We start from the raw sequence: 14,644 nt of genomic DNA, 5'->3' as shown, positions 1-14,644 counted from the left end.
CATCGCACGGCCGCCCTGACGCTTGCATTGCCGGTCCCCAGGCCCAAAACTTACGCTTATGACCTCTGTCCTTTCTTCGTCCGGGGGCGGTCTGGGTGCGGGTGGCCGGGTGGTCGCCGTGCTGGGGCCGACCAACACCGGGAAAACCCATCTCGCCATCGAGCGCATGCTCGGCCACCGGACGGGGATGATCGGCTTTCCGCTGCGCCTGCTGGCCCGCGAGAACTACGACCGCATCGTGTCGATCAAGGGCAAGAACGCCGTGGCCCTGGTGACGGGGGAGGAGAAGATCCTGCCGCCCAACCCGTCCTACTGGGTGTGCACGGTGGAATCCATGCCGCTCGACCGGGCGGTGGATTTCCTGGCGGTGGACGAGGTGCAGCTCTGCGCCGACCCGGAGCGCGGGCACATCTTCACCGACCGGCTGCTCAACGCGCGCGGGCTGGTCGAGACGATGTTCCTCGGCTCCGACACGGTGCAGCCGCTGATCCGCCGGCTGGTGCCGCGGGCCGAGTTCATCAGCCGGCCGCGCTTCTCGCAGCTGACCTACGCCGGCTACCGCAAGCTGACGCGCCTGCCGCCGCGCTCCTGCGTCGTCGCCTTCTCGGCGACCGACGTCTACGCGCTGGCCGAGATGATCCGGCGCCAGCGCGGCGGCACGGCGGTGGTGCTGGGGGCGCTCAGCCCGCGCACCCGCAACGCCCAGGTCGGGCTTTATCAGGCGGGGGAGGTCGACTATCTGGTGGCGACCGACGCCATCGGCATGGGGCTGAACATGGACGTCGACCATGTCGCCTTCGCCCGCATCGTGAAGTTCGACGGCTTCGCCCCGCGCCGCCTGCGCGCGCCGGAAGTGGCGCAGATCGCCGGGCGCGCCGGGCGGCACATGCGCGACGGCACCTTCGGCACCACCGACGAGGTGGGCGAGCTGGAGGCCGACGTGGTCGACCGCGTCGAGAACCACCAGTTCGAGACGATCAAGACGCTGATGTGGCGCAACAGCAAGCTGCGCTTCGACACGCCGGGCTTCCTGCTGAAATCGCTGGAGGAGCGCCCGCCGATCCCCGAGCTGCTGCGCGCCCGCGACGCCGACGACCATCTGGCGCTCCAGGCGCTGGTCCGCGACCATGAGGTGATGGACCTCGCCAAGGGCCGCGACAACGTGCGCCTGCTGTGGGAGGTCTGTCAGGTCCCCGACTTCCGCAAGGTGCTGTCGGACGCCCACACCCGGCTGCTCGGGCAGATCTTCCGGCAGCTGCGCACCGGCATCGGGCGGCTGGACGAGGACTGGGCGGCCAAGCAGATCGCCCGACTTGACCGCACCGAGGGCGACATCGACGCGCTGGTCGCCCGCATCGCCCACATCCGCACCTGGACCTACATCTCCAACCGGCCCTCCTGGCTGACCGATCCCGTGCACTGGCAGGCGCGCACCCGCGCCATCGAGGACAAGCTGTCCGACGCCCTGCACGAGCGGCTGACGCAGCGCTTCATCGACCGCCGCTCGGCCACGCTGGCCCGCACGCTGAAGGACGGGCGGGAGCTGATCGGCGGCGTGCGCGCCGACGGCGAGGTGGTGGTGGAGGGTCACCCGGTGGGCCGGCTGGAGGGCTTCCGCTTCGTCCCCGACGCCCCCGAACGGTCGGAGGAGGCCAAGTCCCTGCTGACCGCCGCCCGCCGCGCGCTCCGCGAGGAGGTGGCGTCCCGCCTGCGCGCCTTCGAACAGGAGCCGGACGACGTGTTCGCCCTGGGGCCGGACGGGGTGCTGACGGCGGATGGGCTGCCGGTGGCCCGGCTCGGTCCCGGCCCGTCGGTGCTGACCCCGGCGGTTCTGCCCTTCGACGAGGGTCTGCTCGACCAGGGACAGCTCGACCGCGTGCGCGCCCGGCTGGAGCGCTGGCTGAAGGACCGCGTCGCCGCCCGGCTGCGCCCCTTGCTGGCGCTGCGCGACGCCGCGGATCTGACGGGAGCGGCGCGGGGGCTGGCCTTCCAACTCGTCGAGAACATGGGGGCGATGCCCCGCGCGCCGGTCGCCCCGATGGTGGAGGGGCTGGAGAGGGCCGACCGCAAGGCGCTGTCCCGCCACGGGGTGCGGCTCGGCGTGTCGCATCTCTATCTGACGGCGCTTGCCAAGCCGGGGGCGGTGGAACTGCGCGGGTTGCTGTGGGCGGTGAAGCACCGGTTGCCTTTGCCGGTGCCGATCCCGCCGCCGGGCCGCGTCTCGGTGGAGGCGACGGGCGCGCCGCCCGCCTTCTGGGAAGCCATCGGCTACCCGGCGGCTGGGCCGCGGGCGCTGCGCGTGGACATGCTCGACCGGCTGGAGACCGAGCTGCTGACCGCCGCCAAGGAGGGCCGGGCGGTGGCCGAACCGGCGCTGGCCCAGATGATCGGCGCGAAGCCGGACGAGCTGGGCGCGGTGATGAAGGGGCTTGGCTACACGCGCTCCGTGGCGGAGGATGGGGCGGTCTCCTGGCGCCGCCGCCGCAACCCGCGCCACAAGCCCCGCCGCGATACCCCCGTCAACGCCGACCACCCCTTCGCCAAGCTGCGCCAGCTTTCGGGAACGTGATGAACGGATACGCACTTGCCCCCACCCTGACCCTCCCCCGCTGGGCGGGGGAGGGGATAACGCCCTCCCCTGCGAAGCGGGGGAGGGAAGGGGCCCACGGCGTCAGCCGTGGGAAGGGTGGGGGCCTCGCATGACCGACCTCGACGACGACTTCTCCGACTCCGGCTCCGACCCCACCCCGGCGGGCCGCCTGCGGATCGACAAGTGGCTGTGGTTCGCGCGGTTCTTCAAAACGCGCAGCCTCGCGGCGAAGCTGTGCAACGGCGGCGGCTTGCGGGTGTCCGGCACCGTGGTGAACAAGGCGCATTACGCGGTGAAGCCCGGCGACGTGCTGACCTTCGCGCAGGGGCGGCACATCCGCGTCATCAAGGTGGTCGCGCTCGGCAGCCGGCGCGGCCCGGCGACGGAGGCGCAGGCCCTCTACGAGGACCTCGCCCCGCCGGTGCGCGAGGAGGCGATCCAGGACCCCTACCGGGCGCCGCCGGCCCCGCGGGAGCCCGGCGCCGGGCGCCCGACCAAGCGCGACCGCCGGGCGCTCGACCAGCTGTACGGAGAGGAGTAAGCCGGAACAGCCGGGGAAAGCGGCGGCGAAGCGCGGGCCGGGCCATTGCCATTCAGGGGCCGCAACCTCATCTGCGCAAAATAGTCCCGCAACGGCCGACTTTTTCGGAGCCCGCCGCCCTCATGCTCGAACTGCTCTCCGACCCGCAGGTCTGGGCCAGCCTCCTGACGCTCACCGCGTTGGAGATCGTGCTCGGCATCGACAACATCATCTTCATCTCGATCATGGCGGCCAAGCTGCCGGTCCACCAGCAGCAGAAGGCCCGGCAGCTCGGTCTGGCGCTGGCGCTGGTCATGCGGCTTCTGTTGCTTGCCTCCATCTCCTGGGTGGCGACCCTGACGGAACCGCTGATCACCGTGCTCGGCATGGGCTTCTCGGGCCGCGACCTGATCCTGCTCGGCGGCGGCCTGTTCCTGCTGGCCAAGGGCACCATCGAGATCCACAACACCGTGGAAGGCCACGAGGAGGGCGGCGCCGCCCCCAAGGTCGCCAGCTTCGGCGCGGTGGTCGGGCAGATCATCGTGCTGGACATCGTCTTCTCGCTGGACAGCGTGATCACCGCGGTCGGCATGTCCAACGACCTGCCGGTGATGGTCACCGCCGTCGTCATCGCCATGGCGGTGATGCTGTTCGCCGCCCGCCCGGTGGGCGACTTCGTGAACCGCCACGTCACCGTGAAGATGCTGGCCCTGTCCTTCCTGCTGCTGGTCGGCGTGGCGCTGATCGCCGACGGCTTCGGCTTCCACATTCCGAAGGGCTATCTGTACTTCGCCATCGCCTTCTCGACGCTGGTCGAGGCGCTGAACCTGATGGCCGCCGCCCGCCGCAAACGGAAGAAGGCCGAAGCGCACTGACGCTCCGGCCCTTCTGAGCAGGTCTTTCGACGGGCCGTCCCTGTATCGGGGGCGGCCCGTTCGCCTTTTGGGGTCAGGTCCGCATCAGACCGTCACGGAACTCCACCTCCTCCACCAGATGCTCGTAGGCGAGCTTGAACAGGTCGCGGATCGAGACGATGCCGACCGCGCGCTTGCCCTGGGTGATCGGCAGGTGGCGGTAGTGCTTCGACTGCATCAGGGTCAGCGCCTCGATGGCGTCCGCATCCGGAGGCAGGGTGTCCGGATTGCGGGTCATGATCGCCGACACCTCGGTCTCCAAGGCGTCGATCTGGGTGGACAGCACCTTGTTGTTCAGGTCGCGCTCGGTGACGATCCCGACGAGGTCGCCGTGGTTCACCACCAGCACGGCGCCGATGTTCTTCTCCGCCATCAGCTTCGACACGGTCAGGACGGAGGTGTCCTCCGGCACCAGGATGAGTTCCTGCGACTTCACCACGTCCGGAACCAGCTTCCGCTTCATCATTTCCCCCAATTTATAATTTGTTTACAAACTCAAGCGCTGTAGGGAAACAATAGCAAATCTCGCGGGTGCGAAACTGCGGCAGAAGACCGCACCTCGGATGGGGTGGTCCGGATTGGGGATCGGGCGGGGGTCAGTTGCGGCGCAGGACGACGGTCAGGTTGTTGGCGGGCATCTCCACCAGCTCGGCGAGGGTGAAGCCGGCGGCGGCACGCTCCACCGCGTCGAGGTCGCGCACGCCCCAGGCGGGGTCGCGGGCCTTCAGGTCGGCATCGAAGGCGGCGTTGCTGGGCGCGCTGTGCCGCCCACCGCGCGTGAAGGGGCCGTAGAGCAGCAGCGGTCCACCCGTGGGCAGAAGGCGGGCGGCCCCAGCGAACAGGCCGAGCGCCGCCTCCCACGGGGCGATGTGGATCATGTTGATGCAGACCACCGCGTCGGCCGCCTCGACCGGCCAGTCGGAAGCGGCGGCGTCGAGGGCCAGCGGGTCGCGCAGGTTGGGCAGCGCCGCCGCGGCAGCCCAGGCGCGGACGCTGTCCCGCAGGTCCGGGTCGGGGTCGCTCGGCTGCCACGTCACGCCGGGCAGCGCCGCGGCGAAGGCGGCGGCGTGCTGGCCGGTGCCGCTCGCCACCTCCAGCACCAGACCTTGCGGCGGCAGGACGCGGCGGAGCACCTCCAGGATGGGGGCGCGGTTGCGCTCCGCCGCGGGGGCGTGGCGGCGGAATTCTTCGGGGTGCAGCGGATCGAACATGCCGGGCAGGCTACCCGCGCCCGGCGCCCAGGGCAACCGCGGCGGGGTCGCGGCGCCCGGCCATCCAGGCCCCGGCGGCGAGGAGAAGCGCGCCGGCCAGCACCGCGGCGGCGGCCCCCAGCAGGGCGGAATCGAAGCTGCCGGTGCGCGCCACCACCAGCCCCGCCGGCACCGGCCCGATGATCTGCCCCAGCCCGTAGACGGCGGTCAGCGCGCCGATGACACGGGCCGACGCCCCGCCCGACAGGTGGCGCCCCAGCGTGAAGGACAGGGTGACGATGCCGACGAAGGTCCCGCCGAACAGCACGGCCGACAGCAGGGCCGCCGCCGGGGAGCCGGTGATGGGCAGCAGGATGCCGACCGCCTGCACGACATGGGCGAGGATCAGCGCCCGCCAGAGGCCGAGCCGGCGTCCCGCCGCCGCCCAGACGATGCCCGACGGCATGGCCGCCAGACCGGTGACCATCCAGGCCGCGGCGCCGAGCTGCGCCGTTTCCGGCATGGTCTTCAGGATGGCGACCAGGAAGGTGCCGGTGACGATGTAGCCGGCGCCCTCCAGGAAATAGGCCAGCGTCAGCAGGATCATCGGCGCGGAGGGTGGGGCGGAGATGCGGACGGAGGATGGGGCGGCGGCGGTGTGCCGGGGCTCGCGCGGCGGGTCGGTCACCCACAGCCAGGACAGGGTGCCGAAGCCCAGGCAGGCCAGCCCCAGCCACAGCCAATCGCCGCGCCAGCCCAGCCGGTCGCCCATCACGGCGACGAACAGGCCGCTCGACGCGATGCCGATGCCGACCCCGGTGTAGAGCCAGCCGGTCCAGGCCTCCCGCCCGGCGCGGGCCAGCGCGTCCAGCGTCATGGCGATGCCCAGGATGAACATGCCGGCGCTGGCCAGCCCGGAGACGAAGCGCAGCACGGCCCAGCCCGTCATGCCCTCGGTGAAGCCCATGCCGGCGGTGGAGGTGACGCTGGCGATCAGCGCGGTGCGGAACACGGCGGTGCGCACCGCGCCGTGCGGCACCAGCCCGACGCCCAGCGCCCCCAGGAAATAGCCGAGATAGTTCAGCGAGGCGAGCAGGCCGGCGGCGTCGGTGCCCAGCCCGGTGGCCGCCTGCATCGCCGGCAGGATCGGCGTGAAGGCGAAGCGCCCCACCCCCATCGAGATGACCAGCACCAGCACGCCGCCGATCAGCACCCGGACCATGGTTTCCTCCCGCAGGCTCTTTTTTCGTGTGCGCCATCCTCGCGCGACGGAACCCTCATTTCTAATGATTTGTTTCGATGCTATGGTTCACTGTGAGTGATGGGATACGTCCGGATCGGGGAGGGTGGCGATGGACCTCGCGGGCCTGCGGGTGGTGAAGGCGGTGGCGGACACCGGCAGCGTCAGCCGGGCGGCGGAGACGCTGAATTGCGTCCAGTCCAACGTGACGGCGCGGCTGAAGCGGCTGGAGGAGAATCTCGGCGTGCCGCTGTTCCTGCGGCTCAGCCGCGGCATGGCCCCGACGCCCGCCGGGCGGGTGCTGGCCGACTACGCCGACCGCGTGCTGCGCCTCGTCGCCCAGGCGCGCGACGCGGTGGCCGACGCGGCGGGGCGGGGAGGGCGGCTGTCCGTCGGCACCATGGAGACGACCGCCGCCGTGCGGCTGCCGCCGATCCTCGCCCGCTTCCACGCGGAGAATCCGGACGTCGATCTGACCATCGTCCCCGGTCCCACCGAAACCATGCTGGGAGAGGTGCTGGCCGGGCGCATCGACGGCGCCTTCGTTTCCGGAGCGGTGGAGCATCCCGAACTGGTCAGCCGGCCCGTCTTCGAGGAGGAGCTGGTGCTGGTCGAACCGGCCAGCGGCATCACCAGCGAGTCCGGGCGGAACACCCTGCTGGCCTTCCGGCGCGGCTGCGCCTACCGCGCGCGGGCCGAGACGGCGATGCGCGAGGCCGGACGGGTTCCCTACCGCGTGATGGAGTTCGGGGCGCTGGAGGCCATCCTGGGCTGCGTCGGCGCCGGCATGGGAGTCACCGTGCTGCCCCGCGTGGTGGTGGAGCGGGAGCCCTGGCGCGGCCTGTTCGTCTCCCGCCCGCTGCCGCCGGAACTGGCGCGCATGCCCACCCGTTTCGTCCGGCGTGTGGATTCCATGGAGACGGTGGCGCTGCGCACCTTCCTGGAGGCGGTCATGGAGGGCAATCCGGGGGGTGGGGCTGCGTCGCAAGCGCCCACACAACCGGCAGGGTTGATCCCGTCTCGGGCGGCGTGCTAGGCAAGCGCCGCGGTCGGGCCATGGTCCTCAACCTTTGTCCTTCCGCGCCCACGCGCGAGCACGTCAGTCGAAGCGTCCATCGAAGCGACTCGAACCCCGGCGCGTGAACACCGCCGGAACTGGCGAGAACAGCGGAGAACAAATCATGCCCTACGTCGTGACGGAAGACTGCATCAAGTGCAAGTACACCGATTGCGTCGAGGTCTGCCCCGTGGACTGCTTCTACGAGGGCGAGAACATGCTGGTCATCCACCCGGATGAGTGCATCGACTGCGGCGTGTGCGAGCCGGAATGCCCGGCCGAGGCCATCGTGCCCGACACCGACGGCCGCGCCGAGAAGTGGATGGAGCTGAACCGCGACTACGCGGCGCAGTGGCCCAACCTGACCCGCAAGAAGGACGCCCTGCCCGACGCCGACGCCATGAAGGGCGTGGACGGTAAGTTCGACAAGTTCTTCTCTCCGAAGGCCGGCGGCTAAGCGGAGTCGGGACTATTGCTGTGCATGGCGGGCTTTTGCCGCCATGCAAAAACGACAGGTCGGCCATCGGCGGGCAACGTCAGAATCCGGACGGCTGCCCGCGCGTAGCCTTTGTAACCCGGCCGTAACATCGCTATAATACGCGCCCGGAGCCGGCCTCAGCGTCATTGCCGGATTTCCCATCGACCAAGGGCTCAGTGCAACAGTGCGCGGCGTGGAGGACCCCATCCCCACGGTGTGTCGTTGTCACCGGGCCTTTTTCGCCCCCTCCACCGGGGCGGCAAAATGGCGCGATCGCGAGAAGTGAGAGCCAACCCAAATGTCGAACAAGCTTGACTTCGAGGCCGGTGACTTCGTCGTCTACCCGGCCCATGGCGTCGGTCGGGTCGAGGGAATCGAGACCCACAGCATCGCTGGCATGGATGTTCAGCTCTACGCGATCACGTTCGAAAAAGAGCGCATGACGCTCAAGGTTCCGGTCGGCAAGGCCAAGGCCGCCGGCCTGCGCCGCCTCAGCACGAAGGACCGCATCAAGGTCGCCCTGGAGACGCTGCAGGGCCGTTCGCGCGTCCGCCGCACGATGTGGAGCCGCCGCGCCCAGGAGTACGAGGCCAAGATCAACTCCGGCGATCCGGTGTCCATCGCGGAGGTCGTGCGCGACCTGTACCGTGGCGCCGACCAGTCCGACCAGTCCTACAGCGAGCGCCAGATCTATCAGGCCGCCCTGGAGCGTCTGGCCCGCGAGCTGGCCGCCGTCGAGAAGATCGACGAGACCAAGGCCACCGAGCGGCTGGAGCTGGTCCTGAAGAAGGCCGCCTGAGGCCGGTTCGGCCTCCTTTCCCACGGACGGGAGAGGGAACCGGTTTCAGAGTGTGATGTTGACGATGAAGGCGCGGCGCTTTGGCCGCGCCTTTGTCTTAAGTTTTCGTCTTTCGCCGGGTCCGCGCGGCGCCTACACTCCCGCCCCCGGCCTGTTCTGGGCCGGTCAGTGACCGCTGGATGGGGTGAGCGTCTCCGGCATGTCTGAAGCGCAGAAATTCATCGATCTCCGGAATCCGCGGCGCATTTGGGCCGTCGGCTCGATCCACGCGCAGACGGATCATCTCCACGCCGTGCACGAGGTGATCGCGGCGCGCTTCCTGCCCGGCGACCGCCTCGTCTATCTCGGCAACATGGTCGGCTGGGGCGAACGGGTGCTGGAGACGGTGGACGCCCTGCTGTCCTTCCGCACCTGGCTGCTCAGCTGGCGGGGCATGGAGGCCGGGGACATCGTCTATCTGCGCGGCGCGCAGGAGGAGATGTGGCACAAGCTGCTCCAGCTCCAGTTCGCCCCCGATCCGCAGCAGGTGCTCGACTGGATGACCCGCCATGGGGCGGGGACCACGCTGGCCGCCTATGGCGGCACGGTGGAGCAGGGCATGGCGGCGGCCCGCGGCGGCACCATGACGCTCGGCCGCTGGACCCAGGGGCTGCGTCAGGCGATGCACGCGCAGCCCGGTCACGAAAATGTGTTCAACACCCTGCGCCGCGCCGCCTACTGCACCGGCCCGGAGCAGGGGGAGGGCGGCGTGCTGCTGGTCAGCGCCGGTGTGGACATCCGCCGCCCGCTGAACCACCAGGGCGACGCCTTCTGGTGGGGGGCGCCCGGTTTCGCCCAGATGTCAGAGCCTTACGGTGGTTTCGCCCGCGTCGTGCGGGGCTGCGACCCGGCCCGCAAGGGCGTGGCGGTGACCGACCGCGTGGCGACCCTGGACGGCAATTGCGGGTTGGGTGGGCACCTCGTCTGTGGATGCCTGTCGCCTTCGGGTGAGATCCTGGACCTGTTCCAGGTCTGACCCATCTCCCTTTTTCCTACCCGTCTTACCCATCCCTTCGGCCTCCGTCACCGAATCCCTTCCGGTGCGGATGATCCGAAACGTCTTGTGCTGCGTATGACGTGCAACAGGGCGAGGGGAACGGCTGTTGTCCCAACCGTCGGCACCCCACGGCGAACCGGCCGTGATGAACCGACGGATCATTGGACCTGAGGGGGCCTGTCCCTTCGGACTCCGCAGCACAGGGCACGAGCAGCCTGAAACGCGGCCGCCCAGACGGGAAGGAAGGGACGTATGGCCTACATCGACGATCCCGAGACTCAGCGCGCGAACCTGAGTTTCATCAAGGCTTCCATGCGTGAGCCTCTGCTGACGCGCGACCACGAATTCGATCTGGCCCGCAAATGGCGCGAGGGCGGCGACGAACGGGCCCTTCACGAGCTGGTCCGCGCCTACACCCGGCTGGTGGTGGCGACCGCCGCGCGGTTCCGCAATTACGGCCTGCCGATGGGCGACCTCGTGCAGGAGGGCAATGTCGGGCTGATGCAGGCGGCCAGCCGGTTCGAGCCGGACCGCGAGGTGCGCTTCTCCACATACGCGGCCTGGTGGATTCGCTCGGCCATGCAGGACTACATCCTGCGCAACTGGTCGATCGTCCGCACCGGCACCACCGCCGCCCAGAAGTCGCTGTTCTTCAACCTGCGCCGCCTGCGCGCCCGCATCGAGAGCCTCAGCCAGGGCGGCAGCGGCCCCGGCAACGGCCTGACCAAGGAAGGGCGGGAGTGGATCGCCGGCGAACTCCAGGTCGACGTGACCGAGGTGGAGGCGATGGAGATGCGCCTGTCCGCCTCCGACCAGTCGCTGAACTCTCCGGTTGCCGACGGCTCCGACGACGACTGGCAGGACTTCCTGGCCGACCAGCGCCCCTCGCCGGAGGAGGTGGTGATCGGGATGCGCGACAGCAACACCCGGTCGCAATGGCTGGCGGAGGCGTTGGGCGAACTCAGCCCGCGCGAACGCACCATCATCCAGGAGCGCCGCCTGCGCGAGGAGGGCGCCACCCTGGAGCAGCTGGGCCGCGAGCTGGGGGTGAGCAAGGAGCGCGTGCGCCAGCTCGAACACCGCGCGCTGTTGAAGCTGCGCCAGTCGATGCTGAAGCGGGTGGAGGGGTTCGGGGATCTGCTGGCGGATGCGTAGCAGACCGCGTGCCCCCACCCTAACCCTCCCCCGCTTCGCAGGGGAGGGGACTGCCGCCGCTTCGCGATCATCTCCCTCCCCTGCGAAGCGGGGGAGGGCTGGGGTGGGGGCAAAGCCCGCCTACGCCTTCTCCTCCTCCCGCACCGCCCCAGCGCCATCCCCGCCATCGCCATCCAGAGTGACCCGCCAGACCTCCGTCGTGCCGGTGCGGCCACGGAGCGTCCGGTCGCCGACGCAGTCCAGCGGAGCGGCGCCATCGCCCTGGAAGGCGGTGGCGGCGCTCGAAAGCACGATGACCTCCTCGTCCCCCTGCAGGGCGGAGGCCAGCTCCTCGATGCGGGCGGCGACGTTCACGGTGTCGCCGACGATCGTGTAGTTGATCCGGCTCACCGACCCGATGTTCCCGACCACCACCGGCCCGGAATGCAGGCCGATGCGCACGCGGATCGGCGGCAGCCCCTCCGCCGCGCGGCGGCGGTTGCCCTCGCGCACCGCGCGGGTGATCGCGTGGGCGGCGCGCAGCGCGCGGGCGGCGTGGTCCGGCTGTTCCTCCGGCGCGCCCCAGAAGGCCATGATGGCGTCGCCGATGAACTTGTCCACCGTGCCGCCCTCCGCCTCGATGCAGTTGGCGAGCAGGGTGAAATGCTCGTTCAGCAGGGCGGCGGTATCGGCGGCCCCCATATGTTCGGCCATGCGGGAGAAGCCGCGGATGTCGGTGAACATCACGGTCACCTCCCGCTCCTCCGACTGGAAGCTGGTCAGGCCGCCGCGGCGGTGCATCAGCCGCAGCACCAGGGCCTTGGGCACATAGGTCTCGAACCAGCGCAGGCCGGCGACCATGGCGTTGAAGGCGCTGTTGGCGCGGGCCAGCTCGCGCAGGCGCGAATCGGGCAGTTCGGCGATCTCACGGAACTCGAAGGTCCGGACGCGGTCGGCGGCCTCGGCCAGACGGGCCACCTGGGTGCTGATGCGCCGCCCGACGATCAGCGCCACCGCCACCGAGATCAGCAGGATGCCCAGCCCAGCGAGGCCGGTGGTGTAGAGGCGGCGGACCTCCGCGCTGGCCTCGTTGGCGCGGAAGCCGATGCCGATGATCCAGTCCTGCTGGCCATAGCCGGCCATGCTGCGCATCAGGAACAGGTAATCCTCGTCCAGCACGTTGACGATCCGGCCCTCCACCCGCTTCTTCAGGGCGTCCACCGGCTGGCCGGTCTGCCAGAGCGCCGCCAGCGCCGGGTCGGCCACCTGATCGATGCGGGGCAGGGGCGGGCCGTCGGTCTTGCTGGAGAAATCGAACTTCATGCCGGCCAGCGACGGGTGGGCCAGCACATGCTGCCGGTCGAACAGGACGAAGGCGTTCAGACCCTGCTCCACATAGAGCGTGGACAGGAAGCGCGACAGATCGCCCAGCGACACCCCGACGACCACCTGCCCCAGATAGGCGCCGTTGCGCCGCACCGGCTGGAACAGGGTGACGAAGCTGGTCCCCGCCTCCTTCGACCACAGCGGATCGGCCCAGACGGCGGTGGTGCGGTCGGCGCCGTTGCGCAGCTCCGGCCCCAGCTCCGGCTCGTGGCGCAGATCCTCCCGCCCGATGTGCAGCTGGTTGCCCAGCCGGTCGGCGCGCAGGCCGGTGCGATCGGGGTGGAAGAAGGCGATGCCCGTGACGTCCGGCGCCCCGGCCAGCGCGCCGCGCAGCGTGTCCTGGAGCGAGCGGGAATCGGCGGGGTCCAGCTCCCCCCGCTCCATCAGTCCGGCCACGAAACGGGCCATGTCCCGCGCGGGGTTGAGCTGGTTGCGGATGCGCACCTCCACACCCGACAGGGCGAGGTCGGCGCGGTCGTTCAGCAGGGCGAAGGTGTTGCGGCTGGCGCTGACGAGGCCGAGCACGAGCACGCTGGCCACCGCCAGCAGCATCAGCGACCCGAAGCCCGCCACCAGCACCGCCGCGATAGGCAGGCGCAGGCGTGGACGGCCCAGCGCCGGGGCGCGCGTCCGGCGCGGACCACCCTTTTTGCGCACGGCCTCCTTCAGCCCGGAGACGCGCAAGCCGGTTCGCGGAAAACGCCGTTTGGTGGGGTGGTCAGCCATGGCGCGGAGCCTACAGGACGCACGCGGCCATCGGCAATCGGCCATCGCGCCGCGTCCCGCAACGGTCACCCCGCCTTCAACCGGGCGGTTGTCAATCGGTGATGATCTTCAGCGGGCGTCCGGGCTGGATCGGCGCGCCCGGCGGCAGGTCGTTGATGATCCGGAACAATTCCTCCGCGTAGGGCTCCCGTGGCATCTGGCGCACAAAGGATTCCACGCTGTCGCCGGGGCGGGCGGTCTGCACGCGGATGCGCCGGGGCTGGTAGGACGCGGCCTCCTGCCGGGTCAGCCGGCGGAAGCTGCCGGCGGTCTGGCGGAAATCGGCGTCGAAGCGCGACAGCGCGCCGCCGGGGGCCAGGAAGGTGAAGCGGTAGAGCGTGCCGGAGTCGGCGCGGATGGCGACCAGCCGCACGTCCACCGCCCCGGCGTCGGTCTTGCCCTGGGTCAGCGCGGTGGCCGCCGGCATGCCGTTGACGGTGAAGGATTGCAGGTCCCGCAACGGCGCCCCCTGCGCCCAGCTGCCGGTCAGATAGGCGGCGGGGTCGCGCACGCCCGGCGCCTTGCCGCCGTCGAACACGATCGCCCCGCCGTTTGGCCCCTTGGCGATCACCTGCTCCGCCCCGTTGAGCAGGCTGAAGCCCTGCGGCACGTCGAAGGCGATGCCCAGCTGCGGGTGGGCGAAGCTGCGGCCACGGACGAAGCCGTTCTCAGGGCTGTCGCCGTAGATTACCCCGTCCATCGCCGCCATGTAGGGATCGACGGGCCGCGCCCCGCGGGGAAGCTCGCGGGCGAGGGCCGCCGCCTCGTCGACGCGCGACGCGGTCTGCGGGTGGGTGGCGAAGAAGTCGAAGCCGCCCTCCCCGGCGCCCTTGCCGGAGCGTAGGCCGGAATACTGGGTGTCGCGGCGCATGGTCTCCAGGAAGGTCGCCATGGCGAAGGGGTCGTAGCCGGCGCGGTGCAGATACTCGATGCCCAGCCGGTCGGCCTCCGTCTCCTGGCCGCGGGAGTAGCGGGCGAGCAGGGCGGTGCCGCCGATGTTGGCGATCTGCGCCAGCTCCGGGCTGCCCAGCACGAGGCCGATCCCGGCGGCGAGCAGCCCGGCGATGGTCTGGTTGGTCTGCCGTTCCCGGCCATGGTGGGCGATGACGTGGCCGATCTCGTGCCCGAGCACGCTGGCCACCTCCGCCTCGTCCTTGGCGAGCGCCAGCAGGCCACGGGTGATGTAGACGTAGCCGCCGGGCAGGGCGAAGGCGTTGACCACGTCGCTGTCCAGCACGGTGAAGGTCCAGGGGCCGGAGCGGTCGGTCTGGGCGGCCAGCCGGTTGCCGATGCCGGTGACGTAGGCCTGAAGCCGCTGGTCGGGGTAGGCACCGCCATACTGGGCGAGGATCTTGGGATGCTCCTGCGCGCCGATCGACTCCTCGCTGCCGCCGAGGAGCTGGGCGCTGGCCGGTGCGCAGGCCGAGGTGAGCAGCAGGACGGCCAGCCCCGCGGCGGCGATCCGGCGCAGTGGGTATGATGATAGCATTCGCGATCCCCTCTCCCCTCTGGGGAGAGGGTTAGGGTGAGGGGGG

Annotated in this window: 13 protein-coding genes; 8 read left to right on the top strand and 5 right to left on the bottom strand. The window is 70.4% G+C overall.

What is annotated here, in order from left to right; all coding sequences use genetic code 11:
- Positions 1-58: 58 nt before the first annotated feature.
- The 3 genes from JJL56_RS07715 to JJL56_RS07705 all read left to right on the top strand — a co-directional run bounded on the left by JJL56_RS07715 (position 59) and on the right by JJL56_RS07705 (position 3,985).
- On the top strand, positions 59-2,569 hold the full coding sequence (locus JJL56_RS07715) for a helicase-related protein (RefSeq protein WP_211111062.1): 2,511 nt from the start codon (positions 59-61) through the stop codon (positions 2,567-2,569).
- Positions 2,570-2,699: 130 nt separating this feature from the next.
- The gene (locus JJL56_RS07710) at positions 2,700-3,131 is read left to right on the top strand and encodes an RNA-binding S4 domain-containing protein (RefSeq protein WP_200484811.1); all 432 of its coding nucleotides are present in this window, start codon (positions 2,700-2,702) and stop codon (positions 3,129-3,131) included.
- Between the two features lie 122 nt (positions 3,132-3,253).
- Positions 3,254-3,985 carry a TerC family protein gene (locus JJL56_RS07705; RefSeq protein WP_145623037.1) on the top strand — a complete coding sequence of 244 codons (732 nt, stop codon included), beginning with the start codon at positions 3,254-3,256 and terminating at the stop codon, positions 3,983-3,985.
- Between the two features lie 73 nt (positions 3,986-4,058).
- On the opposite strand, the gene JJL56_RS07700 is transcribed toward JJL56_RS07705, so the two are convergent.
- The 3 genes from JJL56_RS07700 to JJL56_RS07690 all read right to left on the bottom strand — a co-directional run bounded on the left by JJL56_RS07700 (position 4,059) and on the right by JJL56_RS07690 (position 6,436).
- Positions 4,059-4,490 carry a CBS domain-containing protein gene (locus JJL56_RS07700; protein WP_247889240.1) on the bottom strand — a complete coding sequence of 144 codons (432 nt, stop codon included), beginning with the start codon at positions 4,488-4,490 and terminating at the stop codon, positions 4,059-4,061.
- Positions 4,491-4,620: 130 nt separating this feature from the next.
- Positions 4,621-5,235 (bottom strand): DUF938 domain-containing protein, encoded by a 615-nt coding sequence (locus JJL56_RS07695; protein WP_200484810.1) that lies wholly within the window; start codon positions 5,233-5,235, stop codon positions 4,621-4,623.
- 10 nt (positions 5,236-5,245) lie between these two features.
- Positions 5,246-6,436 (bottom strand): YbfB/YjiJ family MFS transporter, encoded by a 1,191-nt coding sequence (locus JJL56_RS07690; protein WP_145623035.1) that lies wholly within the window; start codon positions 6,434-6,436, stop codon positions 5,246-5,248.
- Between the two features lie 130 nt (positions 6,437-6,566).
- Between JJL56_RS07690 and JJL56_RS07685 the strand changes: the two genes are divergently transcribed.
- The 5 genes from JJL56_RS07685 to JJL56_RS07665 all read left to right on the top strand — a co-directional run bounded on the left by JJL56_RS07685 (position 6,567) and on the right by JJL56_RS07665 (position 10,979).
- Positions 6,567-7,490, top strand: a complete 924-nt coding sequence (locus tag JJL56_RS07685; protein ID WP_145623034.1) for a LysR family transcriptional regulator — start codon at positions 6,567-6,569, stop codon at positions 7,488-7,490.
- Positions 7,491-7,635: 145 nt separating this feature from the next.
- Positions 7,636-7,968, top strand: coding sequence for a ferredoxin FdxA (fdxA, locus tag JJL56_RS07680; RefSeq protein WP_014238741.1), 333 nt, complete (start codon positions 7,636-7,638; stop codon positions 7,966-7,968).
- A 319-nt stretch (positions 7,969-8,287) separates the two neighbouring features.
- Positions 8,288-8,788, top strand: coding sequence for a CarD family transcriptional regulator (locus JJL56_RS07675; RefSeq protein WP_145623033.1), 501 nt, complete (start codon positions 8,288-8,290; stop codon positions 8,786-8,788).
- A 199-nt stretch (positions 8,789-8,987) separates the two neighbouring features.
- Entirely contained in the window at positions 8,988-9,803 is an 816-nt protein-coding gene (locus JJL56_RS07670; protein WP_145623032.1) for a hypothetical protein, read from the top strand.
- A 273-nt stretch (positions 9,804-10,076) separates the two neighbouring features.
- Positions 10,077-10,979 (top strand): RNA polymerase factor sigma-32, encoded by a 903-nt coding sequence (locus JJL56_RS07665; RefSeq protein WP_145623031.1) that lies wholly within the window; start codon positions 10,077-10,079, stop codon positions 10,977-10,979.
- A gap of 120 nt (positions 10,980-11,099) precedes the next feature.
- On the opposite strand, the gene JJL56_RS07660 is transcribed toward JJL56_RS07665, so the two are convergent.
- The gene (locus tag JJL56_RS07660; protein WP_145623030.1) at positions 11,100-13,070 is read right to left on the bottom strand and encodes an adenylate/guanylate cyclase domain-containing protein; all 1,971 of its coding nucleotides are present in this window, start codon (positions 13,068-13,070) and stop codon (positions 11,100-11,102) included.
- A 91-nt stretch (positions 13,071-13,161) separates the two neighbouring features.
- Positions 13,162-14,598, bottom strand: coding sequence for a M48 family metalloprotease (locus JJL56_RS07655; RefSeq protein ID WP_247889238.1), 1,437 nt, complete (start codon positions 14,596-14,598; stop codon positions 13,162-13,164).
- Positions 14,599-14,644 lie beyond the last annotated feature (46 nt).

This window comes from Azospirillum aestuarii, assembly GCF_016632405.1.
Lineage (GTDB): Bacteria > Pseudomonadota > Alphaproteobacteria > Azospirillales > Azospirillaceae > Azospirillum > Azospirillum aestuarii.
This window is presented reverse-complemented; position numbering and strand designations above follow the sequence as displayed.